The following is a 24,760-nucleotide window of genomic DNA, read 5'->3' as shown; positions in this document are numbered from 1 at the left end:
TTTAATGCCCTGAAGACGCAATCATGATGATACCTGCGACGACAGCGACCGAAGCCGTAATCCTTCGGATCCCTTGCGACTCCTTCAATACGAAGAGGCCGAGCAGCGTGCCGAATACGATGCCAACCTCCCTCATAGGCGCGACTGTTGAAACATTGGCATTTCTAGCTGCAAACAAAAACAGCAAATACGAACCAGGCGACAAAATAGCGCCAATCCATATCCGATTCGAATGTGTGCGGATCACATGCCTTAAACGATTGGAACGAACAACCGCAGGCGTCAGTCCAAGCACGAAGCCGATGTTCGTCACTTCAAGCAGCGCCAGCGGCGATAGATGCTGCAAATTCGCCTTGTCGATAAGCGTGTAAGCGGTAATGCATAGGCCGACGCTCATGGCCAGCAGCATCGGCTTAAACTGCTGCCCCTTGCGCTGTCCCTTGCCCGAGGATCTCCCTAGCATAACGACGAACCCGGTCAGCATAAAGCTGAGTCCGATCCAGCCCCATAAGGCCAAGGCCTCGTCAAACAAAAATACCCCAAACGCTGGAATAAGCAGGGTTGGCGTGCCTCGCATGACCGGATACACTTGCGATAAATCGCCGGCGTTATAGGTGTAGGCAAGCAGCAGCGAATAGATGCTTTGCATCATAAGCGAAGCCCCGATTAACAGCCACATGAGCAGAGAAAATGACGCACCAGCTAACTCATGGATGAGTGCCGGGAGCAAGAGGATGGTCGCGGGCATATAGATCACCCATAAGAAAACCGCTTTATCCGTGCTTTGCTTCGCCAGCATGTTCCAAACGGCATGTGCCAAGCCGGAACACAATACAAGAATAAGTGAGATGACAAGCAATGAGGCAACAACTCCTCCAACCCTTTTTTCAACACAATAACACACAAACACACATATTTACAATAACTTAGTATAAAATACACAAAAGCAAAAAAAAAAAAGACCCTTGGCCATTCGCCAAGAATCATTTGAGCATCGAAGCCCCTAATCTTTATTCATTCTACTCATAAACGATCTCAATGCCGCTCCGTTTGTATTTCGCGACTAAATCCAGGTCGATCTTCGAATCCGTAACGAACCGTTCGACCTCCCCGCAGCCGCATACCTTGAGCAGGGAGACCTGATCAAATTTGCTGCTGTCGGCAAGAGCGATTGTGCGTTTCGCTTTCGCTTGCATGATTTTCTTCACCTGCACCTCACCGATCGCGTTGTCGGTAATGCCTTCTTCCAACGTAACCCCGCTCATGCTCATAAAGAAAAGGTCGGCGTGGAAGCGGGACGCGAATTCTTCTGCCAAATCACCGATAATACTCTGTTCCTCTTGCCGGATAACGCCGCCGATCATGACCAGCGTATAACCGGGCATATCCATTAATTCATTTATGATCGGAAGCGAATTCGTAATGATCGTCAGTTTATCGAACTTCGTCTTGAGCGCCTTCGCAATCTGCGTGTTGGTGGTGCTAACATCGAGTGCGATGGACATCCCTTCCGTCACATATCGAACGGCCAGCTGCGACAATTCCGTCTTCTCCGTCAAGTAGATCGATTCACGAATCGGCAATGGAATTTCGGTGCTATAATCCGGCTGTTTCAGGATTGCGCCGCCATGGACCCTCTGCAAATATCCGGCATTTTCTAAATGTTCCAGATCCCGCCGTATCGTTTCGAATGACACGCCGAACGTTTCCATAAGCTCCGACGCGCGAATCGATTTATCCGTATTTAATTTCTGGATAATTAATTGATGACGCTGTTGTACAAACAATTGCCTCCACTCCTTTATGCCAAAACTTCCGGACTTCCCTGCTTCTGATTAGTAGTCTACCACAAATCGGGCAGAGGAGCTTAACTGACAGGTACAATCGTCCGCCAGAAGCTTAGCATGAGGAAGACAATGTCACCAGCCGCATACGGCCGGATTAGTTAGCTGCGTTAATTTTTAACGCTATCGCTGCTTTCAGCATGCGCATATCGCGTTCGCTGTCCAAATATAGCCGCTCCGCTTCCTGCTGGGTGACGGCTTCGAAGCGGAAGCGGTCACCGGGCTTCAGCTGCGCGAATACCGGAATATCCACCGTGGCGACCTGCGCGATCCGCGGATAACCGCCTGTTGTCTGCCTATCGGACAATAACACGATCGGATTGCCGTCGGAAGGGAGCTGAACGGTGCCGTTTGCGACGGCCTCCGACAGCAGCTCCTGCGGTGACGCAAGCGCAAGCTTCTGCGCGCCTTCCAGCCGGTAGCCCATCCGGTCGGATTGTACCGCGATTTGATACGTTTGACGAAACAGCGCCTGCCGGCCGTCCTCCGTTAGCAGCTCGAAATGAGTGCCTGGCATTGCGCGAATAATGGGGTCGGTTAGGCTGTCCGCAATCGCAAAATGACTCGCATGCCAGTGCGGCACGGCGAAGCCGTCATTCAGGCTGCCGCTCAGCAGCGATTTGATTCGTTCGGACAGCAAGCCTGGTGCCTGGGCAGAAAGCACATCCCCCGACTTAAGCAATCTTCCCTGATAACCTCCGATAGCGCCGCGCAGGTAAGTGCTCCTGCTGCCCATGACGACAGGTACATCGAATCCGCCCGCGACCGCTAGGTAGGCGCGGCAGCCGGATTGGCTGGCTCCGAATTTAATGACGACTCCCGCACCTAGGAGTGCAGGCCGCCAAAGCGGCAGCCGCTCGCCTGCCGCGGTCACCGACAGATCCGCGCCGCAGATTGCGATTACCATATCCTTGTCGATAAACAGCTCCGCTCCGGCCAGCGTAATCTCCAGCACCGCTTCATGCCCTTCATTGCCGACTAATAGATTAGCCGCCCGCGCCGCTCCCGTATCCATGGCTCCTCCGGGTACGACGCCGTATTTTTGATAACGATATCTGCCAAGGTCTTGGACGGTAGTGAGCAGGCCGGGCCGAATGACGGTAATACTCATAACTCACCTTCTATGTACAGCATGTATTCTTGGCTCGTAATCGGCTTGAACCGGACGGAATCGCCGGGTCTAAGCAGACTCGGAATTTCTTCCTGCGGGCGAAACAGCGCAAGCGGCGTTCTGCCGATCAGCTGCCAGCCGCCAGGAGTCGAAACGGAATATACCCCCGTCTGTTTGCCTGCGATACCGACGCTGCCCTGCGGAATGCTCGTTCTCGGCGTCTGATGCCTCGGGGCCGCTATTTCCTCAGACATCCCGCCCAAATACGGAAAGCCCGGCGCAAAGCCCAGCATATATACCAAATAAGAACCCGCCGCATGAATCGCAATGACTTCTTCCTCTGAGAGCCCGTTAAGATCCGCCACAAAAGAAAGATCCGGACCGTATTCGCCGCCATAACAGACCGGAATTTCCACCATCCTGGTTACCTGATCCGCTGCACTCGTCAGCTCTTTGCTAAGACATGCCTTCAGCCTGGCGCAAACCGTTTCAAAAATGGTTCCATGCATAAGCTCGTCTCCCGCGCGGCTTCTGCTCACGAGCAGCGGATCATAGTGGACGGCTGCCGCGGCAAAAGAAGGCACACATTCCATAAAGCCCGCAAACGGCTGCGCCTCTATAGCAGCCGTAAGGCTGCTCACGATACGATGAGTCTCGATGCTGATCCCGCCCGCCAAACGAAGGATGACGGCTGAATCGCCAAGCGGCAGCAGCTCATAGGGGAACGGAGTATCGTTTATCATTAGCTTCATGCCTCTTTTCCCGCTTTTTTTACGGCAATCCCTTCAGCCTCCAAAGCTTCCCGCAGCTGCTTCACATGTTCCAAAGCACCAGGCGTATCGCCATGCACGCATACCGTTTCAGCTTTCAAAATCAATCTGCTCTGCTTGCGGGTAAGGACCTCGCCATTTTTAATCATATTGACCGCCTGTTCAGCCGCGCGGCCCGCATCGGCAATCACAGCTCCTGCTGCTCCGCGCGGCGTAAGTGATCCGTCCGACTCGTACGTCCGATCCGCGAACACTTCATTTATCGTATGCAAGCCGATCGCTTTTCCTGCGTGAATAAGCTCGCTGCCTGCCAAACCGAACAGCAGAAGACTAGGATCAACTTTATAGACCGCCTCGGCTATCGCGTCCGCCAGCTGCCTGTTGCCCGCTGCCATATTATAGAGCGCGCCATGCGGCTTCACATGAGCAACGGCGCCCCCTTCCGACTTGGCAAAAGCTTGCACGGCCCCCAGCTGATACACCGTCATCTCGTAAGCTTCCTCCGGCGTGATGCCCATCACGCGTCTCCCGAAGCCCGCCAAATCCGGCAGCCCCGGATGCGCGCCGATGGCGACGCCGTGCTCCAGCGCCAGCTTCACCGTGCGGCGTATCGTCGCGGCATCTCCGGCATGGAATCCGCAGGCAATGTTGGCCGAGGTAATATATTTCATCAGCTCGCTGTCCGGGCTTGTACGGTACACGCCAAAGCCTTCACCCATATCGCAATTCAAATCGACCTGCAGCACAAAGCTCATCCTTCCCTCGCTCGAGTTTCTTTTTTTAAAATTATAGCAAATTCCAGCCAAGCGTAAACGGCTGCAGCCTTTCTTTGGCGGCAAAGCTCGTTTCGCGGAGATCTAGAAGCACATTTTAAAAATCGATAACTTTTAAATTCTTATATATCAAGCGTAAACGGCTGCAGCCATCCTTGAGCCTCTATGTGCAAAAAAAAGAAGCAGCGCCGGTCCAGCGCTGCTTCTTTCTTTATTAACTCTATTCCCCGCCCATAAATACGTAACGGCCAATAATGAGCACCGCTAGAATCCACATGAGCCAGTGAACCTTGTATTTGCCTTTGCCCGTTGCGTTCGCAACCGTTGCAAGCAATACGTACGAAACGATACCGAACGAGATACCGTTCGCAATGTTGTACGTAAGCGGCATAAATGCAAGCGTCAGGAAGGATGGAATGGCGTAAACCATATCCGAGAAATCGATATCTTTGACCGATTGCATCATCAGTACGCCTACGATAATAAGCGCGGCAGCCGTAGCCGCACCCGGAACAAGCGCAACGATTGGCGACAAGAAGATCGCTAGCAGGAAGCAAATGCCCGTAGTAACGGCAGTCAAGCCCGTACGCCCGCCTTGCGCGATACCTGCCGAGCTCTCAACGAATGCGGTAACCGTGCTCGTGCCGAGCACCGCGCCGCCGCTGACGCCGATGGCATCCACGAACATCGCTTTACCTACGCGTTTCTTGCCTGTTTCCGGGTCCTTCATGTAACCGGCACGGTTAGCCGTACCTACGAGCGTACCGAACGTATCGAACATCTCAACGAAGGTAAACGTCAGGATGACCGTTACAAGCCCGACTTCGAACAGGCCCGCAAAGTCGAAATGCCAAAAGTTCATTTTCGAGAAATCAGGCACCCAGGTTTGACCCATAAATGCGGCTTTCACATCGACATGGCCAATCAGAATCCCAATAACCGTCGTGCCAAGAATACCGAACAAAATGGCTCCCGGTACGCGAAGCACCATCAGCACGCCGATGAGCAGCAGCGCAATAACCGTAAGCACAACCGTTTCATTGTGGAAGCTTCCCAGCTGGATAACGGTTTCGGATCCGCTAACCGGCGTGAACACTCCAGCCTTGATGTCTGTGAAGCTTGATACTGCGATCGTCATGATGCCGCTGTTTTTCAAACCGATAATGGTAATAAACAAACCGATACCGACCGTAATCGCATGCTTCAGGCTGTCTGGAACAGCGGTGATAAGCATTTGGCGAATTTGCGTAAGCGTTAAGATAATAAAAATAATTCCTGAAATAAAGACGGCTGTCAGCCCCATTGCAGGCGAGATCGGGGTATCCGTTGACGCCGATGCGATCACGACGGATGCAAAGTACGCGTTAAGGCCCATACCTGGAGCAAGCGCAACAGGAAAGTTAACGAACAAGCCCATTGCAATGGTGAAAATTCCGGCAGCAAGCGCCGTAGCTAGAAATACGGCCGTCCAGTCTAAGCCTGCCGGCGTAAGTATGATTGGATTGACGGCCAATATATATGCCATCGTCATGAAAGTCGTCAGCCCCGCCATAATCTCTGTTCTGACATTTGTTCCGTGTTCCTTTAAGCGAAAGAAACGTTCCATTTTGATTACAACCTCCCAAAAATGTGGTGGAACAAACAAAGAAGCCTAGAAAAAAAATGCAATAAATCGCATTTCTCCTAGGCTCTGCAAAAAGGGGAAAAGTATACACGCCGGACCGCTGCGAGTTTTTCCGCCATTTTCGTAGCCTGATCATTTACGGTGACCGAGTAGAGACTCTCAAGCCGATTCTTGAGATTATACGAAAAAATATGCTGTTGTTGTTTTCCGTTTACAATTCTAAAGAGAATATGTCCACTTTGTCAACAACTTTTACGAACGTTAATGGCAATAAATACCTTCATTATTCGTTTTTAGCAATCTTTTTGGAAAAACTATGTTTTCTTGACGAGAGAACGGTACATCAGGAAAAGGAAATAAGGCGCTCCAATTAGCATAATAATCAGTCCGGACGGGATCTCTTTCGGCGCCATCACCGTTCTGCCTAACGTATCCGCAAGCACGAGCAGCAGGCCGCCAAGCAGACCCGATAACACAATCGAGCGTCTCGTATGGTGACCGACCATCATTCGCACCGCATGCGGCGCCATCAGTCCAAGAAAACCGATGGTGCCCACGCTTGCAACTGCGCCGGCAGCGAGCAGCACTCCGATAATCATTGCCCAGAGGCGCGTGCCCCTCACGGGCAGGCCAAAGCCCGTCGAGCTTTCGTCTCCGAATGCGAGCAGATCAAACCTTTTGCCCAAATAATAAGCGGCCGGCACCAGAATGAGAAGAAAGATAAAAATGCTGTTAAACTGGTCCCACCCTCGCCCGTAGGTCGTGCCGGTAATCCAGACGAATGCCGTGCTGCTCCAAAGGCTTGCCTTCACGATCATCGCCTGTATGCCGGCAGAGCCAACGGCAGATACCGCGATGCCAAGCAAAATAAGAACCGAAGGGTTAAGCGACTTGCGCCATGCCAAGAAAAATACAAAGGCCGCTGAGATAACACCGCCTGCAATAGCGGCAATCGGAAGAGCGAAAATCGGCAGCGTAGGCCAAGCGACCAACACCACCAAAGCGCCAAAGCCCGCGCCTGAGGTCACTCCGATAATCGAAGCATCCGCCAGCGGATTGCGGACCGCGCTTTGAATGAGCACGCCGCTGATCGCCAGCGCGATACCGCCGCCAGCCGCAACAAGCGTGCGCGGAAGGCGTAAATTCAGCAAGACGGAGTAGGCATCATCTCCTGCCCCAACAAGGCTTCTAAGCGATTCCAGGATCGGGATTTTCGTCCCGCCAAGCGACAAACTGACTAGGATTAAGACAGCCAGCAATACGGCCATGGAAATCGCAGTCGGCGCGTAGCGCATACGCAGCGGGGCTCCCCCAATACTCATCGACGACTGTCCCGTGCCCGATCCGGAAATATTTTTCATCTTGGTAAGCACCAGCCAAATAAGCCAAGGCGCTCCGATGATCGCCATCACCGCGCCGACCGGCATCTCGCCGAGACTGCTGCGTACCATGCGGGCGAGCAAATCCGCAGCCGTTATGAGCAGCGCGCCCCAAAGCGCACTCGCCGGAACGAGCAAGCGATGCTTGCGAATGCCAGAGAGGCGGACCAGATGCGGGGCAACAAGCCCGACAAAACCAATCGGTCCGACAACGCTGACCACGATCGCAGCCATAAACACCGAAAGCGTAAGTCCGCCTGCGCGGGTGAGGCCAACGCGCTGTCCTAACGAGCGCGCCGTCGATTCATCCAGCTCCAGCGCGTCGAATTGGCGGCCTGCGAATATGGCGATAACGAGCAGCGCCGCCACGAACGGCCAGGCATATTCAACTCCGCTCCAGTCGAGCTGGATCAAGGTGCCCGATCCCCATAAAAACAAGGATTGCGTTTCTGTTTCTTTAAAAATGTGAATGGCCGACGTAAATGCGCCGAGCACCAACGATACGATCATACCCGATAAAGCCAGCCGAACCGGAGTTGCCGTGCGGCCCCCGCCAAGGAAATAAGCAGCCAGCGCGGCCAGGAAGCCCCCGCCTGCTGCCAGCAAAAAAGGAAACTGATGCTGCAGCGCAGGAAAAGCAACCACGCCGAGCACAACCATAAAGTACGCGCCAGCATTAATCCCAAGCGTATCGGAGGCTGCGAGCGGATTTTTCGTTATGGTCTGCAAAAGCGCTCCTGCCGCTGCTAGCGCGGCGCCGGCGATGATGCCGATCACCGTCCGCGGCATCCGGATATCCCAAAGCAGATTATGTTCCATCAGGTCTCCCTGCCGGTTCATTAAACCGTCAAACACGGTAGCTGCCGGAATCTGTGCTTCCCCAAAGCACAGGCTCAGCACAGACAGAACGAAAAGGGCGGCAAGGCCGCCCCCGAATATACCGATCATTCGCCAAATCATACCCAATGAGGCTTCGTTTTTGCGATTCGTCATCATCTCGCTCATTTCGTCAAAACATTTACGACTTGGTCAACGATCACTTTGGAGGAGATCGGTCCGCCGAACACCCATGTCGCGCTGTCGAGGGCATATGTACGTTTTTCTTTCACGAAGTTCAGGCCGTTCCATACGGAATTGTCTTTCAGCGCGCCTGCGAAAATGTCGTCGTCCTTTTGAACGATATAAAGCAGGTTCGTATCTTGAACGGCAGGCAGCGCTTCTACTGTCGAAGTGCTAAAGCCGTAAAGCTCGAAATTCTCGGATTTCCAATCGTTTTTCAGACCAATACGATCCAGTGTTTGCACCGCCAAAGAGTTGTCTGTGAACAAGCGCATCGTTGCAGCGTTCTGGTAGCTGAATGCTTGCGTGAGTACATAGTTCAAGCCGTCTTTGCCAGCTGCAGCCAGCTTTGTTTTCGCATCCGCATAATGCTGGTCGAGATCGGCAAGCACTTTATCGCCTTCCGGTGTTTTGCCTACTGCCGCAGCAATCGATTTGAACATATTGATCATTTCGGTGTACTGATCGCCTTGACCATCCGGCGGGTACAGGCTGAATATAAGTGTCGGCGCAATGCCTTTCAGCTGGTCGTAGATCGCTTCGTGGCTGTCCGTGTTCGCAATAATCAGATCAGGCTTCAAGGATGCGATTTTCTCGAGGCTTGGCTCGTGGCGGAGACCAACGTCTGTCACGCTTGCGTCAAGCGGAGCTTCGCCCGTTACCCACAGCTTATAGTTTTCATTGTCCGCGTTGCCGATAGGCTGCATGCCAAGCGCAATGATATCTTCCGTAAATGTCCATTCCAATACGACAACCTTTTGTGCCGGCTTATCCAGCGTGACTTCGCCTTTGGCATCCTTAACAACAATTGGGCCGGACGCCGCTTCAGTACTCGCATTGGTCTCAGCTGCATTGGTTTCGGCCGCATTGCCGTTTTTCTCGTTTCCTGCTGCTGTGTTAACCGAATTGTTCGCGCCGCAGCCAGCCGCAACCAGCATAACGACGATGACCATAATCAAGCTCATTAATCGTTTGTTCATTTCCTCTTACCCCCTATTTTTTTTAACCATTACATCTAAATTGAATGATAACCATTTTCGTTACGTTGATAATGATTATCATGTTCAAGAACTTTAGTAATCTTATAACCGTTTCAGCTATATGTCAATACAAAATTTTCTTCCTACAAACGAAAAGAAGAGCAGGAATCCTGCTCCCGCCCTTCTTCATAGCTGCTCCGTAGGCAGCGTATATTCATTCGTTATCAAAAAAGTTAGGCAAGTAAGCTTTGTTCGCTTCAAGCATCTCTTCTAGCAGCGCCTTCGCAACCGCTACGCTTGGAACGAGCGGATGATGCACCAGCGCTTGCAGCGCGATGCCTCTATCACCGCTGATCGCAGCTTCGATTGTCAGTGATTCATAGGTTTTTACGGCATGCATAAGCCCTGTGATTTGCTCGGGCACACGCTGCAGCGGCATCGGGATCGGCCCCTGCGCCGTAACGACACAGTTGACCTCAATGCTGGCATCCTCGGGCAGAAAATCGATAATATTGCCGTTTCTCACATTTAGCGTTTGAATATCCCGCTTATCCGTATAAAGGGCATGCATGAGATTGACCGCGGCTTCGGAGTAATAAGCGCCGCCGCGCTTCTCAAGCTGCTTCGGCTTCTCCTTCAAATTCACGTCCTTGTATAGCTCGAAAAGCTCCGCCTCCACCCGGCTGACGACTTCGGCGCGCGTGCCGTTTTTTGCAAGCGACTCGGTCATATCCGCAAGCATCGCATCCGTCATGTAGAAATAGCGAAGATAATACGTCGGCAGCGCGCCAAGCGAACGGAGGAAATCCGCATCCCAGTCAAAAGCGGTAACATTTGTAGCCGAATAATCCCTGCCGCCGCCAATCATCTCCTGCAGCTTATCTTCGCCATTCACGTATGCCGCCGTAATCCAGTGAAGATGGTTAATGCCGACGAACTCAGGCAAAACATCGCGTTCGCTTACGCCGTACTCTTTAGCGAGAAACTTCTGAAAGTTAATCGGGGAATTGCATAGCCCGACCGTCTTAACGCGGCTGTGCTTCTGCACCGCTTCCGTTACGATCCCTGCAGGATTCGTAAAATTCAGCATCCATGCATCGGGCGCCAGCTCTTCAATATCCTTGCAAATTTCTAATATGACCGGCACCGTGCGGAGCGCCTTGAACATGCCTCCCGGACCCGTCGTCTCCTGCCCGATGACACCGTGGGAAATCGGAATATGCTCATCGCGCCGCCTAGCCTCCAGCAGCCCTACCCGCATTTGCGTCGTCACAAAATCTGCGCCGGCAATCGCTTCGCGGCGGTTCAGCGTTAATTTCACTTCCATCGGCAATCCGGCTTTTTCAACCATACGCCTGGCAAGCTCACCGACAATCGCGAGCTTATGGCGGCCCTCCTCGATATCAACGAGCCACAGCTCGCTGATCGGCATCTCATCGTATTTTTTGATGAAGCCTTCCACGATTTCAGGCGTATACGAGGAACCGCCGCCAATGACGGCGACCTTTAGCGGTTTTTTGGACATGTGGACGTGCCTCCCTATCTATTAAAATGTTATTTTTCGCAGTGCGGAATCAACTGCTTCGCCGATGGCGATGCCGCTGCAATCCATGGCGCTCATCACGGCTCCGATGACCGGGTCGACCGTCAATCTTACGGTTTTCGCATGCGGCGCAGCTAGGGCCAGCGCTTCTTGGATCGCATCAACCATATGCGGGGAGCCTCCCCGCGAGAGCACGCTGCCCGTCAAAACAACATCGAAGCGCTCTTGCTCCATGCCAAGGCGCTTGATCAGCGCAAGGACTGCATTTGCATGCTCGCTGCCTGCTTCCCGCAGAATACGGATCGCGACCGCATCGCCGAGCGACGCCGCTTCAAACATGACCTTTGCAAGACTATGGGACGGTCGCTTGCCGTTATAAAGCGCGTCATCGTACATTTCTTGAATGGTCGCATAGCCTAGCCGCTCCGGAACGAGCTTGCTCAACAGCGTCGCCTGCTCCCTGCCCTCCGAGGCGCGAATGGCGCTGCGGAAAGCATGAACCGCAAGATCCGTGCCCGAGCCCTGCCCGTCGCCGAACAAATAGCCGAAGCCGCCATACTGAAGCTCTTCGCCTTGCGGATTGCGGGCTGCCGCATTAAATCCGGTGCCGCTAATGATGACTGCCCCGTACGATTGGTTTGTCCCGGCGCGCATGCCGATCATCGTATCGCATGCGATGGCGTATTGCTTATAGTCAAGCGATGCGATCATCGGGCGCAAAATCTCATAATCCGGCTCGCGATCGGCCCCGGCGAGCCCAAAATACGCAAACGTCACCTGCTCCTTCGTTGCGCCCGCTTCCTGCAAAGCCTGCCGGCAAGCATCATCAATGCTTGTTCTCGCTTGTTCAAACGCCGTTTGGTGGTTTCCGTTGCCGCCGAGCCCTCTGCCGAGCACCTGGCCTTTCTCGTCTACGAGCAGGGCGTGGGTTTTGCTGCCACCTGCATCTATTCCAAGGAAAATCATGACGTTCGCGCTCCTTTTTTTGTACTTTCTTCTATTTCTAGCATAACCGGCTGACGCCAGCCTTTGCGGCGAGAATTCGGTTCGCGTTGAAATAGAAGCATCGTATAACCATCTCATTTATACATTCTTCTATTTTAAAATAAAAAACACCGCTCTTCTAATGAAAAAGAACGATGTTCTGATACAATCTTACTGTTTTTATGTTCTAAGCTCCGAGGGCAGCCTGCCGATATGCTGTTTGAACAATCGGTTGAAATTAGATAAATTGCGGAAGCCGCATTCCGCTGCCACTTCGATAATCTTCATATCCGTGGATTCCAGCAGGTAAGCTGCCTGTCCCAGCCGGAGCTGGATTAAATAATCCATAGGCGAGGTGCCGACGACCTGCACGAACAGCGAGCTGAAGCGCGACGGGCTTAGATGCGCGGCATCAGCCAGCTCCGCAAGCGTCCATGGATGGGCAATAGCGGTCTCGATATCGCGCAGTACGCCTCGAATGGTTTCCGTTCCGCGCACATGCAGCGCTTCTTTTTTACTATTTTTCATAAAATAACGGTTGACGAACGCCAGCAGCTGAATGAGCTTTGCCCTCACAATGACTTCGAAATGCGGCTCCTTCCGCTCAAATTCAGCAGACATTTCCTTCAGGATAGCCCCAAGCCTCTCCAGCATAGGATGCGCTCTATCCAGCACATGGTCAAAACGCAGGCCGATATCGCGGAACGGATTGAGCAGCTCTGCGTCATAACGCTGCTCCAGCGCAAGGATGGAAGAATCAAACATGACGATGCTCATGACCAGTTCTTCCGCTTCAAAAGCGCGGTGCAAATCATTGGAATGAATGAGCACGATATCGCCCTGCCGGAAGTCATATCGGTTCCCGTTGATCAAGTAGTAGCCGCTTCCCTGCTCGATATAGTTAATTTCAAGCGCTTTGTGCCAGTGCAGCCTTTGAAAGGTTGGCGTAACCCCCACCGATTGCGAGATCATTATCGGAAAAGCCTGCGGCAGCGCAATCTCGTCTTTACTGACGGATGGCAGTAGTTCCATTGTATTCTCCTAAAAGGTTTGCGAAGGCAAACCTGGCTTCGTAAGCATTGACTTAGGTTTGCGATGCAAACCAGATTCGTAAGCTTGGACTTGAGTTTGCGATGCAAAGGTGTTCTATAAATTATAGCAGATAGGCTTGGTTGACAACATCTGAAACCCGGGAATAACATATAACCAACGGTTCGTAACCGATGGTTACTACAATACGGAGGTAGGGCTGCCCATGGCTTCAAAAAAGGAGCAACGTTCCGAGGAAACGAAACGCTTGATTATTTCCGCTGCCGAAAAGCTGTTCGCCGAGAAAGGCTATGAAGCGGTAACGATCAGAGAGATCGCCAAGGAAGCCGGCTGCTCGCATACGACGATCTATATTTATTTTCAGGATAAAGAGGCTTTGCTTCACGCCCTATCCATGCCCCGGCTGCTCCAGTTGAACGCTGCTCTAAATACGCTTGCAGCCGATGCCTTCCTATCCGCGGACGAGAAGCTGCGCCGCTTGAATGAACAACTTATTCGGTTCTGCTTGGACAACCGGAGCATGTATGCCCTATTTTTCGAGGCAAAACCAGCCCCTGTCGATGAACCGGAGTCAGATCTAGAGGTCAACCGGCTGCGCAATCAAATGTTCAATATTGTCGTTCAGCTCCTAAAAACGAATCTTAATTTGTCTGACGGCGATAAGCTTCTCAGCTGTTCACGCATTTATTTCTTTATGCTGCGAGGGATCATCGGCACATATACCCATTCGGAGCAGAGCGTCGAATCCATTATGGGCCGCCTTTCTCCTACCTTCAATGATGCCTTTGAAGCCTTGCTTTTCGGGTTCGGCAAGCAGATTAACGATTTAAGGGATGAGTCATGATATTTTCGATGACTTGCTTGATAAACGGATTGCGACGAAGGTGGCAGAGTAGAGGTTAGCTATCCTTCGGCTTGCGGTCGCACTTGACCATAAGCTTCCCCTAAGGGGCATACGGTCAATACACAGCTTATCATAGCTCGCACGATCTTATAAATCCGGAAAAAATAGCGTACTAAACTGTTGTCAGTTAGTACGCCATTTTGAGTGCATTCCTATTTTAATGTTGGACAGATTACCGCGTATTGTATTCTACAAAATAATAAGATAACCGGTATCGGCTGCCCCGTAATTGTTAAACCTTCTTTGTTGGATTGTCTTGGTAATATCCATCATTGTTGTTAATCGATGTATCACCATCTCCATCACGCCAGTAGCCTTCAACTTCTGTACCATCTGCTCGGGTATACCCTTCAACGTAATGGGAATTAACATGATGTTCCGCGTCAGCAGCAGTCGATTCCGTATCTATAGTGCTATCGGCAACATCGCCTTCTGCCCCTTCAGCTATATCAAGCCCTTCGATTATCCCAACTCCAACAATGGATACAACGGCAGTCGCGACTAACGCTTTCGCGCCCTTTTTTATCCGTGAAGAATCCTCTGTTTTAATCCCTTCTACAACGTCCTTACCATGAATATATGTACTCTTAACACCACTTACAACACCTTTAGCGGTATCCGCTACCGCTGTACCAACATCAGCCAATCCAGCATCACGCAAATTTTTATCTTCGGTCACAATGCCCTTTGCAGTATTGTATGTGCCTTCCGCAACCTGACCAAGCGTCGCGCCCGTATTCGCGGTAACTGAATGAATGCCTTCACCTATTTGCTGTAAATATTTATTCCCCGCAGCTTTACCTACAATTTGAAAAGGTGAGCTTAATAACAACCCTGCTGTTTCACCTAAAAACTTCCCTGTCCCTTTTAAGAAACCCATGCTTGTCACTCCCTAATATGATGTAGGTATATTATACCGTGCCACATGACCTACACAAGGGAATTAATGGTTGATTTGGTAATAGTAATGTTGCATTTAAGTTAATCCCTTTACATTTTTCGAAGTAAATTGAGTATCAACATACTCCATAAGTCTGCTTTGGCTGTAAATGTCAATTCCATTTCTCAATCACTGCTATACGACCTAATGGAGACAATTATCTGGGAAACATCTGACTTCCATAAAAAATACTCCCTTTTATTTGCTAAACAACGCAGATAAAAGAGAGTAATATTTTGCACTCTATTGTTGCAGGTGTACGTGGAATATCAATGTCGTCAACGCCGTAAACCCTTATATAACAAGGCTTCCGAGCGATTGACGACATTAATTATTTCCCGCCTATTCCCACTCGATCGTTGCAGGCGGTTTCGAAGTCACGTCGTAGACGATACGGTTAACGTTGTCTACTTCGTTAACGATACGTACAGAGATTTTCTCAAGAATATCCCAAGGGATACGTGCCCCCCCTCACTTGGTTATATTTTCGATAAAGGAAAGGAAATATCAAATACAGTTCCTTTTCCTACTTCACTTTTCACATTGATATTTCCCAACATACCTTTTATGAAGCTGTATGATACCATCATCCCAAGACCAGTACCTTTATCTTTGTTAGAATAATATGGCATTCCTAGACGACTAATTTGGTCATTTGTCATTCCTATTCCAGTATCGCTAATGGAGAGGATCACCTCATTGTTTCTCCTATAAGCTTCAATTTTAAGTACCCCTTTCTTATCTTCCATCGCTTCTAAACCATTTTTTGCAATATTAATGATGCTTTGCCTTAGCTTTTTCCGATCACCTAAAACTAACAAATTATTGTCATATTTCATCTTTACTTCTGCACCTATAAGATTTCCAAGGGATGTTAACACATTACAAATGTATTGAATTTCCTCACCTATATCCAATTTTTCTACTACCTCAGGATAAGGTTTTGCTAATGATAGGTAATCATTAATGATTTCCTCCGCACGATCAATTTCTTCTAAACAAATTCCTCCGTACATCTGTTTTTTGTCAGGATTTAGTTCTGTTTGAGTAAGTAGTTGAATAAATCCTCTAACTGTGGTCAGCGGATTTCTAATTTCATGCGCAACGGAAGCTGAAATAACACTTGCGATGTTCATTTTTTCTGAAAACATTAATTCTTTTTTTAGTTCAGCGTTTCTTCTAATAGATTCAATTATGTATACAGCTAAGCCCATGAATAAACTTTGAACAATATAAAACATAAAAGCAGATAGGAGATTATAATCAGAATCAATAATTAGAATACTTGATATGCCAATCATTTTACAAACAAAAGAAAGTATAAAGGATGTGAGAATTTTATTAATTAAACTATATGAATGATATTTTTTTGATAAAGATATAATTACCATGAATGATATAGTAGAGGAAATTAAATTTAAATAAGCGCCTGTGCCGCCAATCATAAAACGAACACTAATAAGGGAGAAAAATAACATGATGGAAATTTTGGAGTTTCCATAAAAACAACCCAATATCAAAGGAATAATTCTAAGATCAAATATTAAACCTTTTACTTCTACAGGAGGAAAGTACATACATAAAATCATTGGGGTGGCAAATAAAAAAAAGATGACTACGTTTTTTAAAGCTTTTTTCTCATTCATCTTTTCATGAATTGTAAATTGATAAAAAATTAATGGGAACAATATAAAGAAAATATTAAGTAGAAACTTGCTTAATTCATAGTTAAATCCCATAAACTCGCACCTCTTTTAAGTAACATAGCCTATCTCCTAATAATTACGGGTTAAAGTTTGTTCGGCAGGAGTCATTCCTTAACTTTGCAGAAAGATTATACCATGTACTTTCAATTTTGCATTCAAATTAATACTTTGCTATATCCAAGTAATGATGTCATTTAATACAAAACCAGATGTAGGAAAAAATCCTCATCTGGTTTTTGCATGTTCGCTTAGACGCTCTATTTCACACTGCGTAGCTTCTATTTCATTGATTTTAGTCATAAAAAAACTCCCTTCTATTTGCAAAAAAATGCAAATAAAAGAGAGTGAATTTTGATACTTTATTGTTGCAGGTGTACATGGAATCTCAATATCATCAACGCTGTAAGCCTTTATGTATCAAGGCTTCCAGGCGATTGACGACATTAATTATTTCCAGCCTATTCCCACTCGATCGTTGCAGGCGGTTTCGAAGTCACGTCGTAGACGATACGGTTAACGTTGTCTACTTCGTTTACGATACGCACCGAAATTTTCTCGAGCACATCCCAAGGAATACGCGCCCAGTCTGCTGTCATTCCATCGATGGAAGTAACCGCGCGGATACCAACGGTATAGGAATACGTACGGGCATCGCCCATAACGCCAACGCTCTTCATGTTAGGAAGCGCGGTGAAGTATTGCCAAATTTCACGGTCAAGACCTGCTTTTGCAATCTCGTCGCGCAAAATCGCATCGGATTCACGGACAATCAGAAGCTTGTCCTCCGTTACTTCGCCTAGGACACGAATCGCAAGACCCGGACCTGGGAACGGCTGACGCCAAACGATTGCTTCCGGCAAGCCGCACTCTTCGCCGACTTTACGCACCTCGTCCTTGAACAAAGCTTTAAGCGGTTCAACGAGCTTGAACTTAATGTCTTCAGGCAAACCGCCAACGTTATGGTGAGATTTGATCGTTTGCGCCGTAGCCGTACCGCTTTCCACGATATCCGTATAAAGCGTGCCTTGCGCCAAAAATTCAAAGTCATCCAATTTATCGGACTCTTCTTGGAACACGTAAATGAACTCGTTGCCGATAATTTTACGTTTTTGCTCCGGATCCTCTACGCCCTTCAGTTTGCTTAGGAAACGCTCCTGCGCGTCGATCTTAAGCACCTTCATGTCGAATTTGCCAACGAAGGTTTCCATAACGCCCTCGGCTTCGCCTTTGCGGAGCATGCCGTGGTCGATAAACATACAAGTGAGCTGATCGCCGATCGCTTTGTGAAGCAGGATCGCAACAACCGAAGAATCTACGCCGCCGGAAAGCGCGCATAGAACCTTTTTGTCACCAACCTCGTTACGGATATCACGGATCGCGTCTTCAATGAACGATTCCATCGTCCATGTGCCGTCGCAATCACAAACGTTGTATAGGAAATTGCGGATCATCTCGTTACCAAACTCAGAGTGGCGAACCTCCGGATGGAATTGAACCGCGTAGAATTGACGTTCTTTATTGCTCATTGCTGCTACAGGAGCATGCTCCGTGCTTGCGTCAACCGCAAAGCCTGCTGGCAGCTCGACAACGTGATCGCCGTGGCTCATCCATACCGTTTGAACCTTATCGAGTCCAAAGCCGATTTGGGAACCTTCGATAAACTCAACCTCTGCTTTGCCGTACTCGCGTTTGCCCGCGCGCTCAACCTTGCCCTCGAGCTGGTGAGACATAAGCTGCATACCGTAGCAAATTCCAAAAATCGGAATGTTCAAATCATAAATCGCAGGATCCACCATTGGTGAATTTTCTTCGTAAACGCTAGCCGGTCCTCCCGAGAATACAATACCTTTCGGCTGCAATTCACGGATCCGTTCTACCGGCGTGTTGTAAGGCAATAGCTCGCTGTATACGCCCAAATCGCGAATACGGCGCGCAATCAGCTGATTGTATTGGCCTCCAAAATCGAGAACAACGATGATTTCATTTTGCTTAGTCATTACCGAGCCTCCCTCAAATTATGTAGTAATTATATATAAGGCGGTTTGAGCGAGTCAAGGCGAATCCACGTGACAATTCGTAGGAGAAGCTTCCGCGGCCTATTGGGGCGGGGGAAATCCGGTTAGATTGGAGGAATTAGGGGGTGGCTGATACGGTGAATTGGAGTGGGGAATTTGTGGTGATGAGTTGAATCGGGACAATGGGACGATTGGAGGATGTAGAGTTTAAATGGAACAGGGAGAGTTTGGAGGATGTTGAGCTTAGTTGGAACAGGGAAAGATTCAGATGGGCATTTGGTTGATGTTGGAGTGGTGGTGATAGAGTTGGAACAGTGCGGGAATGCAGCTTGATTTATGGCTATGGAGCGGTGCTGATGCTTGATTCCAAGCTATGGAGCGGTGCAACGCAGTTTTAACTTAGAGAAGGAATAAACAGCAAATAACAGGAAAAACTCCATCTAATTTTCACTTAATCGATTATCTTAGCATTTAACGGGATTTTCTCCCGGTAATTCAACCAAATGCCCACTATCCGGGCCATAATGATCAAATTAGATGGAGAAATTCCAGCTACGTGGGTTGATATACGTAATTAGGTGAAATTAGCAGGAGAATTTCCTGTTAATTATATTACTTGTTTACTCTTATATAGGTTTAAACACACGTTTCTGCTCGTCTATGCTAGCGACTCAGATCCAAGGTTCCATTACGGCAATAAACAAGAAATTGAGCTCAGCCATTTCCAATTAGTTGGACGCCTTTACGGCAGACGATCGTTTGGTTTTGTGGACAGGCTGCTTATCCAGTACGCGCAAAACGGTGCGCAGCGCAGCAGGCGTCGGCGCGCCGGGCCACGGGCCTGGAGCAGCAAAATGCGCCTCCTCTATCCAGCTCGTCAACTGACGCAGGGCATCCTGCTGCTCCGCCGCCAGCATCGGCTCGGCGGCGCTTGCATATTCACGCACCGTTATTCCCTGCGCGTGCACGCCGAAACGGCGATGCAGCAGCGGCGCCACCGTGTCGGCGACGGCAATAAAGCTCGCGCGCACACGCCCTTCGGCGCTGCGCGGCATTTTTGCATGCCGCGGCGCAAGCTCCGCCGCGGCACTGCTGTCCGTCACAGGTTCATGTGACGGGTAGGGCGCGGCTGCGCCGGCGAGCTTCGCGCCGCCGGCGTATGCCGCGCCATAACGGCGCAGTGCCAGCGAAAGGCGGAGCCGCTGGCGCTGCGCCGCAGCAATGGCCGCGACCGCAAGCACCAGCGCGGCCGCGCCTGCGGCAGCTGCAGCGGCGGGCGATGCCGCCGCCGCGCTTTTGGCGGCGCTCTGCGCCGCTTGCGCGAGGGCGTCTGCCCCGCGCGCAACGGTAGAGGCGGCTTGCTCAGCCGCCGCCTCAGCCCATGCAGCGAGGCCCGCTATGCTCGCCTCGCTAAGCCCAAATGCATCGCTGCCGACGCCGCTCGCCAAAGCCGCTCCCGCTGCACCCATCGCGGGAGCAGCAAGCGCGCCGCCAGCAGAACCGGCGGACGCGACATTCAAGACGCCGCTGATTCCCGGCGTCGGATCGAAGGGCACCCAGCCTGCGCCTGGGAAATATACCTCAACCCAGGCATGCGCGTCAGAACCCCTCACTTCGTAATTCACCAGCTTCATGCTCTCAACATCTGAAGCACTTTCCGATTTCCCTGCGCTTAGCGCATCTACGCTCACACTCCCTCGAGCACTTTCATCCGCGCTTAGCGCATCACTGCTCAATCTTCCACCGTCAACACCATCACCACCCAAGTTCTCCCCAACCGGAGTTCCGGCAGTAAAGCCCTTCACCCACCTTGCGGGGATACCCTGCGAGCGAAGCAAAACTACCATCGCAGTAGAGAAATGCACGCAGTAGCCTTGGCGCTGCTCGAAGAGGAAGTGATCGACGAAGTCGCTGCCTTCCGGAGGCAGCGCGCTTCCATCCAGCGTGTAGCTATAACTCGCTTTCAAAAAATCCTCAATCGCCTTGACTTGATCATACCGGCTCGTTACCCCGCCGCCTGCCACTTCCGCGGCTAAAGCCACGACTCGGCCGGACAAGGATGAAGGCAGCTGCAAGTAGGGCTCAAGCTCCGCTGCGGTTTCCTCCGCACCGGAAGAAGCCGTACCCCCGTCCGCAGCCAGACTGCCTTCACTTCCGCTGCCCAGCGCACGCAGCTGCGCTCCGTCGGTTACCGGAAGCACGCTTTCTACGGTATACCGTTCCACCTTCGTCTTGTCCGACTGGGCATATAGGGAGCTTTTATCGTCATTATAGACGTAACTGCCAAGCTTGCGGCGAGGATCAGCAGCGATAAGCTCGGTTACATATCCATGGAAACCCGATGAAAAGAGAGGCATGCCCGCTGTCGGCTCAGACCAAACGACCGTTTGCCGAATCACCGGCCCTGTCAGTTTGTTCCCAGCCTCTGCGGAAGCCTCAGCCGACGCTGCCGTATCGCTGTCCTTCACGGGCAGCAGCACGGGGCTGCCCGCGGTATCCACCCAACCGCGACCGTCATATACCTGTTTCGATTCACCGCGCCAGTAGGCCTTTGCCGTAGAACTTCCCGTAAATAGGACTTGGTTGTCCTTGCGCACGGGCGCGCCAAGCTGGCTGTCATCAAAACCATAGCCAGTAAATGCCCCGCCAAGCCGATCAAAACCCGTTTGCCCCATCACCGTTATGGACCCTTGTTGATTGCCAAGGGAATGAATCTTTTGCTCAAGGCGATCATTGAGCGACGCCGTCCAGCCCGGGGGCGGCATAGAGGCTTCGCGCCCGCCCGCAAACAGCATGCTGCAGCCAAGAATCATCAACACTACAAATACCGAGCCCGACAGCCAGCGCATATCCAATCGCTTAAGCTTGCCTACGCCCGTCTCAATGATGCGCTGTACACGCGGCACGGCCACAATGCTGCCAAGCAGCAGTCCTTCCGCAACGGTGCGAATTAAGCCGCCCATGACATCGAGGCCGAGCCATACATGCAGCGTAATTAAATAAACCAACGTAAGGCATGCGATCCCAAGCGCAGTTTGACGCATCCACAACAAAGCCTGAAGGGCAGGAGCAAGCATCGCCCAGCCAATAAACAACAGCAGCGTCCGCAGCTCTCCAGACATCGCCCACAGACCGTTTTGCGCCAGCAGGACAAAATGCTCCTTCAGCATCACCGGAAAACCAATCAGCCATTGCAGGCTGCCTTGATCCGCACCCTTATAAAGCCACATTAGGCTCAGGATGCACAAGAGAGTATTCATAGGAAGAGTGACCGCAAGCGGCATGCGAAATAAGCCAGCGAGCAAGACAAAGCCGATAACGAGCAGCAGCGGCACCGGATTATATATCATTGACCACTCCCCTGCGTTTACCCATGGGAGCAGCCATTCGGCAAGCAGGCCGAACAGCAGCAAGCTGGTCATGAACCGGTAGCCGAGAGACTCTTCGGGAGCTTCGCCGCGCATTGGATTGCGATCAGCCTGCAGCCCTTTTCCCGTTCTTCCGGCCACATCGCTTTTATGCAAACTCATGCGCTTCACCCCCTTCCTCGGCGTAAGGAAGCGCGGCCATGCTCGCGGGAACATGCAGCCACGTCAATTTGACGCCGCCGCTCTCCAGCCACTTCTGCTGCTCCCGCATCGCGAAGGAGGGTATGTTGCTGCGCGTCACAATAAAGAGCTCCAGCCTGCAGCCATGCTCGGCTGCGTAGCCCGCCAGCTCTCCCCAGCTTCGCCCGCCCCTCCAATCCGCAGTGAAAACAAGGATCGTGCAACCGCGGGTCAGCATTTTCGATCCGCGAACAAAGCTTCCGGCCAAAGAGCCCTTTCCTTCTGCCCGAAGCAATGCCATCGCATGCAGCATTCCGGAAATGCCATCCTCCGTGCGGTCATCGACAGGCGATTGAATCGCCTGCCCGCCTTGACCGAGCAGCAGCGTTACGCCGCTTCCCAGCCAGGCTGCCTTGGTCACGGCAAGCGCAGCCCAGCCCACGCAAGCATCGAATAAGCGATCATCCTTATCATAGGCGGAAGCCAGCGTATCGACCGCAATAAAGGTTTGAACAGGCTGTTCCGGCGTATAAACTTTGGTATGAAGGCCTCGTCCTTTGGCTGCGCTCCGCCAATCCAAATGCCGAAGCGAATCGCCTTCCCGGTATGGACGGCTATCCGGGCCCATTCCGGCTGCCCGCACCGCTGCTTCGATTTCTTCGCGACCCGCTTCCCCGCGGCGATCGAGCGCTTCACCTGTCAGCGGAGAAGGCACGGCATAAATAGCTGCCCCTCCCGCGCGTTCTGCTTTTGTTCCAATCTCCGCCTGCGGGATTCCCGGCAGCACGATGAACTCCGACTTGCACTTCACCCGCTTGTGGATCGCCGTGAGTCCGAGCCAATCGCCTACCGTAACCGTTACATGCTCGAAAGGATGCCTACCGCGGCGCAATTTATGCAGCGTATAACGGTAGGTCGTCTCTTTGCGGAGCGCAGGGGTAAACACCGTACGGATACTTATTTTGCGATTAGCCGCAGAGCTTTCGTTCATCGTTTCATCATGAACCGCTATCCATACGAATGGAATCAGAAAGGAGCGCTTTAACGTCAAGCTGATGACAAGCTGCCCGCCCTCGCGAGTCAATTCCTGAGATAAAACCCGCGCAGCGCTAAAGCCTGCCGCAGCCATAGCAGGCGCTAATCCGCTAACTGCCATAATCATGGTCAGGACGGCGGCCATAAACCATTCCACGGCGCCGCCCCGCAGCAGGATGGCTGCCGCGCATCCTATCCAGCCCGCGCCGATAATGGCCCAAGCGAGCCATCTTGTACGATAACCACGGGCATTCCGTTCCTCGGTCACAGGCTCATTTTTGTTCATTTGAGCGGCTGCCGCCCGTGTTTGGACACCGGCACCCGCACACTGGTCCTTCATTGATTCGGCTTGCGGGTTTATGCTTTCAGCGATACCGTCTTCCTGCTCCCCGCTCTGCAATAAGCCATCTTGAAACGGTGCATTCATCGGCGCTTCCCGCTTCCCGCTGCTGCCGGCACCTTACAATCGCGGATCGTCCGCTTAATGACCGCCGCCGCATCAACGCCTGTTGCGGAGGCATTGAACCGTAGCGACAGCCGGTGAGGCAGCACGGCTTCTGCCGTTGCAAGCAAATCATCCGGCACCGCGTAGCCGCGTCCTTCCATATAGGCATTAGCCTGGGAGGCCCGCAGCCAATCGCGCAGCGCGCGCGGGCTTAAGCCAAGCACGACCTCTGGCGCTCGGCGGGTCGCATCCGCTACCTGCACCATGTATTCAAGCAGCGCGGGATGCATGTGGGTCTGCCTTGCCTCCGCCTGCATTTGCAGCCATTCCTCTGTCGCGATGACGGGACGCAGCCGCTCAGGCTCGATCCGATTGCCGTCGGCGTATTGCTCGAGCATCCGCTTCTCTTCGAAAGAACCGGGGTAACCGATGGTCAGCCGCATCATAAAGCGATCCAGCTGCGCTTCCGGCAGCGTATTCGTCCCCTCGAAGCTCAGCGGGTTTTGTGTCGCAATCAGCATAAAAGGAACCGGCAGCTTGCGGGTTTTCCCCTCCACCGTGACACGTCTTTCTTCCATCGCTTCAAGCAGCGCGGACTGCGTGCGGGGCGATGTCCGGTTAATTTCATCGGCCAGCACCACATTGCCCATAATGGGACCTGGACGATACACAAGCTCGCTCGTACGGGTATCCAGCACGACTCCGCCAACGATATCGGCCGGGAGCATATCGGATGTAAACTGTATTCTTTTGAAATCGCCGCCTACCGCTCTCGCAAATGCCTGAGCCAGAAGCGTTTTGCCAACGCCAGGCACATCCTCTAGCAGTACATGTCCGCCTGCCAGCAGCGCGGTTAACGTATGACGGATAACCTGCTGCTTGCCTAGCAATACGCTCTCTACCTTCACTAGCAATCGATGAAGCAGCACCTGCGGCGCTTCCGGCCAATGGCTATTACGGTCTTCTTTCGAATCCTCTGAAAATTGGGGAGAAATCATCGTATCATTCGCCTCCTGAAAAATAAATCTATCTATTTTTCAGTTTCCCCAG

Annotated in this window: 18 protein-coding genes, 1 pseudogene and 1 riboswitch; of the genes and pseudogenes, 1 reads left to right on the top strand and 18 read right to left on the bottom strand. The window is 51.5% G+C overall.

Going from position 1 to position 24,760, the window contains the following annotated elements:
* Nucleotide 1: 1 nt before the first annotated feature.
* The 11 genes from ACN6MW_RS17395 to ACN6MW_RS17345 form a co-directional block, all read right to left on the bottom strand.
* Nucleotides 2-859, bottom strand: coding sequence for an EamA family transporter (locus ACN6MW_RS17395; protein WP_419871333.1), 858 nt, complete (start codon nucleotides 857-859; stop codon nucleotides 2-4).
* Between the two features lie 160 nt (nucleotides 860-1,019).
* On the bottom strand, nucleotides 1,020-1,787 hold the full coding sequence (locus ACN6MW_RS17390) for a DeoR/GlpR family DNA-binding transcription regulator (protein ID WP_419871332.1): 768 nt from the start codon (nucleotides 1,785-1,787) through the stop codon (nucleotides 1,020-1,022).
* Between the two features lie 154 nt (nucleotides 1,788-1,941).
* Complete coding sequence (locus ACN6MW_RS17385; RefSeq protein ID WP_419871331.1) at nucleotides 1,942-2,955, bottom strand: biotin-dependent carboxyltransferase family protein; 1,014 nt, start codon at nucleotides 2,953-2,955, stop codon at nucleotides 1,942-1,944.
* A complete protein-coding gene (pxpB, locus tag ACN6MW_RS17380; protein ID WP_419871330.1) occupies nucleotides 2,952-3,698 on the bottom strand; it encodes a 5-oxoprolinase subunit PxpB in 747 nt (248 codons plus the stop codon). Before pxpB ends, ACN6MW_RS17385 begins: the two co-directional genes overlap by 4 nt.
* 5 nt (nucleotides 3,699-3,703) lie before the next feature.
* On the bottom strand, nucleotides 3,704-4,471 hold the full coding sequence (locus ACN6MW_RS17375) for a 5-oxoprolinase subunit PxpA (protein WP_419876375.1): 768 nt from the start codon (nucleotides 4,469-4,471) through the stop codon (nucleotides 3,704-3,706).
* 247 nt (nucleotides 4,472-4,718) lie between these two features.
* Nucleotides 4,719-6,104 carry an NCS2 family permease gene (locus tag ACN6MW_RS17370; RefSeq protein WP_419871329.1) on the bottom strand — a complete coding sequence of 462 codons (1,386 nt, stop codon included), beginning with the start codon at nucleotides 6,102-6,104 and terminating at the stop codon, nucleotides 4,719-4,721.
* A gap of 122 nt (nucleotides 6,105-6,226) precedes the next feature.
* A riboswitch (purine riboswitch) is annotated at nucleotides 6,227-6,327 on the bottom strand.
* A gap of 109 nt (nucleotides 6,328-6,436) precedes the next feature.
* A complete protein-coding gene (locus tag ACN6MW_RS17365; protein ID WP_419871328.1) occupies nucleotides 6,437-8,497 on the bottom strand; it encodes an iron ABC transporter permease in 2,061 nt (686 codons plus the stop codon).
* Between the two features lie 5 nt (nucleotides 8,498-8,502).
* On the bottom strand, nucleotides 8,503-9,540 hold the full coding sequence (locus ACN6MW_RS17360; RefSeq protein WP_419871327.1) for an ABC transporter substrate-binding protein: 1,038 nt from the start codon (nucleotides 9,538-9,540) through the stop codon (nucleotides 8,503-8,505).
* Nucleotides 9,541-9,754: 214 nt separating this feature from the next.
* Nucleotides 9,755-11,065 (bottom strand): 6-phospho-beta-glucosidase, encoded by a 1,311-nt coding sequence (locus ACN6MW_RS17355; RefSeq protein ID WP_419871326.1) that lies wholly within the window; start codon nucleotides 11,063-11,065, stop codon nucleotides 9,755-9,757.
* 21 nt (nucleotides 11,066-11,086) lie between these two features.
* Nucleotides 11,087-12,166 carry an N-acetylglucosamine kinase gene (locus ACN6MW_RS17350; RefSeq protein WP_419871325.1) on the bottom strand — a complete coding sequence of 360 codons (1,080 nt, stop codon included), beginning with the start codon at nucleotides 12,164-12,166 and terminating at the stop codon, nucleotides 11,087-11,089.
* Between the two features lie 81 nt (nucleotides 12,167-12,247).
* Nucleotides 12,248-13,099, bottom strand: a complete 852-nt coding sequence (locus ACN6MW_RS17345; RefSeq protein ID WP_419871324.1) for an AraC family transcriptional regulator — start codon at nucleotides 13,097-13,099, stop codon at nucleotides 12,248-12,250.
* A 223-nt stretch (nucleotides 13,100-13,322) separates the two neighbouring features.
* Between ACN6MW_RS17345 and ACN6MW_RS17340 the strand changes: the two genes are divergently transcribed.
* Complete coding sequence (locus tag ACN6MW_RS17340) at nucleotides 13,323-13,961, top strand: TetR/AcrR family transcriptional regulator (protein ID WP_419871323.1); 639 nt, start codon at nucleotides 13,323-13,325, stop codon at nucleotides 13,959-13,961.
* A gap of 292 nt (nucleotides 13,962-14,253) precedes the next feature.
* Here ACN6MW_RS17340 and ACN6MW_RS17335 read toward each other — a convergent pair whose 3' ends face one another.
* From ACN6MW_RS17335 to ACN6MW_RS17305, 7 genes and pseudogenes are all read right to left on the bottom strand, one after another.
* Nucleotides 14,254-14,901, bottom strand: a complete 648-nt coding sequence (locus tag ACN6MW_RS17335; RefSeq protein WP_419871322.1) for a hypothetical protein — start codon at nucleotides 14,899-14,901, stop codon at nucleotides 14,254-14,256.
* Nucleotides 14,902-15,303: 402 nt separating this feature from the next.
* A pseudogene (locus tag ACN6MW_RS17330) lies at nucleotides 15,304-15,426 on the bottom strand (hypothetical protein); the annotation flags it as partial.
* 14 nt (nucleotides 15,427-15,440) lie between these two features.
* Nucleotides 15,441-16,700 (bottom strand): ATP-binding protein, encoded by a 1,260-nt coding sequence (locus ACN6MW_RS17325; protein ID WP_419871321.1) that lies wholly within the window; start codon nucleotides 16,698-16,700, stop codon nucleotides 15,441-15,443.
* A 425-nt stretch (nucleotides 16,701-17,125) separates the two neighbouring features.
* On the bottom strand, nucleotides 17,126-18,664 hold the full coding sequence (guaA, locus tag ACN6MW_RS17320) for a glutamine-hydrolyzing GMP synthase (RefSeq protein ID WP_364150964.1): 1,539 nt from the start codon (nucleotides 18,662-18,664) through the stop codon (nucleotides 17,126-17,128).
* A 746-nt stretch (nucleotides 18,665-19,410) separates the two neighbouring features.
* Nucleotides 19,411-22,212 carry a transglutaminase-like domain-containing protein gene (locus ACN6MW_RS17315; RefSeq protein WP_419871320.1) on the bottom strand — a complete coding sequence of 934 codons (2,802 nt, stop codon included), beginning with the start codon at nucleotides 22,210-22,212 and terminating at the stop codon, nucleotides 19,411-19,413.
* Nucleotides 22,199-23,692, bottom strand: a complete 1,494-nt coding sequence (locus ACN6MW_RS17310; protein WP_419871319.1) for a DUF58 domain-containing protein — start codon at nucleotides 23,690-23,692, stop codon at nucleotides 22,199-22,201. Before ACN6MW_RS17310 ends, ACN6MW_RS17315 begins: the two co-directional genes overlap by 14 nt.
* On the bottom strand, nucleotides 23,689-24,708 hold the full coding sequence (locus ACN6MW_RS17305) for an AAA family ATPase (protein WP_419871318.1): 1,020 nt from the start codon (nucleotides 24,706-24,708) through the stop codon (nucleotides 23,689-23,691). The genes ACN6MW_RS17310 and ACN6MW_RS17305 overlap by 4 nt, the downstream gene beginning before the upstream one ends.
* Nucleotides 24,709-24,760: the final 52 nt, after the last annotated feature.

Origin of the sequence: Pristimantibacillus sp. PTI5, from assembly GCF_048572955.1 — a bacterium.
GTDB lineage: Bacteria > Bacillota > Bacilli > Paenibacillales > Paenibacillaceae > Pristimantibacillus.
Note: the sequence above shows the minus strand (reverse complement) of the source record. Positions and strands in the feature narration are given on the sequence as shown.